Below are 1,125 nucleotides of genomic sequence, written 5' to 3'. Positions count from 1 at the left end.
GCCGGTATGTCCAGGCTATCTGCGCACCCTGCCGCCGCCAGGCCAACCCCGGCTTGTGGGGGCAGACGTCAGCCATGCCTGGGCGTCGGTCTGGTGCGGAACCGCCACCGGGTGGCTCGACATCTGCCCGACCAACGCCTGTGTCGCCAACCGCGATTTCATCACCATCGCCTGGGGGCGCGATTACGACGATGTCAGCCCGGCCCGCGGCGTCCTCTTGGGCGGGGCTGGACATGGCCTGACGGTCAGTGTCGATGTGGAACCGCTGGAGGATTGAGGCAAGCCGCCGCTTCAAACCTCCTGCGACAGGCCCAGCATGCGGTGCAGCGTGTCGCAGATGGTGCGGGGATTCACCGGTTTGCTGAGGATTTCCAGCGGTTTCCAGCGCTCGTGCTTCAGGTCGCTGTCCTGGGTCAGGTAGCCGGTCATCACCACCACCGGAAGCGCCGGATCGCGTTCGCGGATTTCCTGGATCAAGGTCTGGCCGTCCATCTTCGGCATACGGAGATCGGTCACCAGCGCATGCACCCGCTCGCCGGCATAGCATTCCAGCGCCTCAACACCGTTGGCGGCGACCGTCACGCGGAAGCCCTTGAAGGCGAGAAAATCCTCCAAAGCCATTGCCGCCAGCACCTCGTCTTCCGCGATCAGGATGTGGAATGCCTCAGGCATGGGAAAACTCCCTGTCGGGTGAAGACACCGGCTGACTTGGCAGAATGACGGTAAAGCGGACGCCGCGGCCTCCGGTCCCAAGATCGACATTGCGCGCTTCGATCCGTCCACCCATGGCGTCGATGATGCCGTATCCGATGGACAGGCCGAGGCCGGATCCCTTTCCGACCTCCTTCGTGGTGAAGAAGGGGTCGAAGATTTGCGGAAGCACCGTCGAATCGATGCCACCGCCATCGTCGGTCACCTGGATGACCACACTCTGTCCATCCTGTTCGTCGCTGACCGTCACCGTAATGCGCCCTGCTGTCCCACCGGCTGCACGAAGCGCGACGATCGCATCGTGCGCGTTCGAAAACAGGTTGAGAATCACCTGCTCCAATTCAAGGGGTCTGCCGGTTACCTCAGTTGCGCGGAAGTGCAGTCTCGACGATTTCGATGTTTCCAACCTGTACT

2 protein-coding genes and 1 pseudogene are annotated in these 1,125 nt (G+C 62.6%); 1 reads left to right on the top strand and 2 read right to left on the bottom strand.

Features of this window, described 5'->3' with window-relative positions; all coding sequences use genetic code 11:
- Positions 1-277 (top strand): annotated as a pseudogene (locus tag I71_RS04440) (transglutaminase family protein); the annotation flags it as partial.
- Positions 278-291: 14 nt separating this feature from the next.
- On the opposite strand, the gene I71_RS04435 reads toward I71_RS04440, so the two are convergent.
- Positions 292-672 (bottom strand): response regulator, encoded by a 381-nt coding sequence (locus tag I71_RS04435; RefSeq protein WP_042691161.1) that lies wholly within the window; start codon positions 670-672, stop codon positions 292-294.
- Positions 665-1,125 (bottom strand): sensor histidine kinase (locus I71_RS04430; protein WP_244433626.1); only part of this gene is annotated, 461 nt, incomplete at its 5' end. The genes I71_RS04430 and I71_RS04435, both read right to left, overlap by 8 nt.

Origin of the sequence: Azospirillum sp. B506 (assembly GCF_000333595.1) — a bacterium.
Classification (GTDB): domain Bacteria; phylum Pseudomonadota; class Alphaproteobacteria; order Azospirillales; family Azospirillaceae; genus Azospirillum.
Note: the sequence above shows the minus strand (reverse complement) of the source record. Positions and strands in the feature narration are given on the sequence as shown.

Excerpts from the sequence above, each read along its gene's own strand:
- I71_RS04435 (WP_042691161.1), bottom strand. The coding sequence starts at position 672 with ATGCCTGAGGCATTCCACATCCTGATCGCGGAAGACGAGGTGCTGGCG.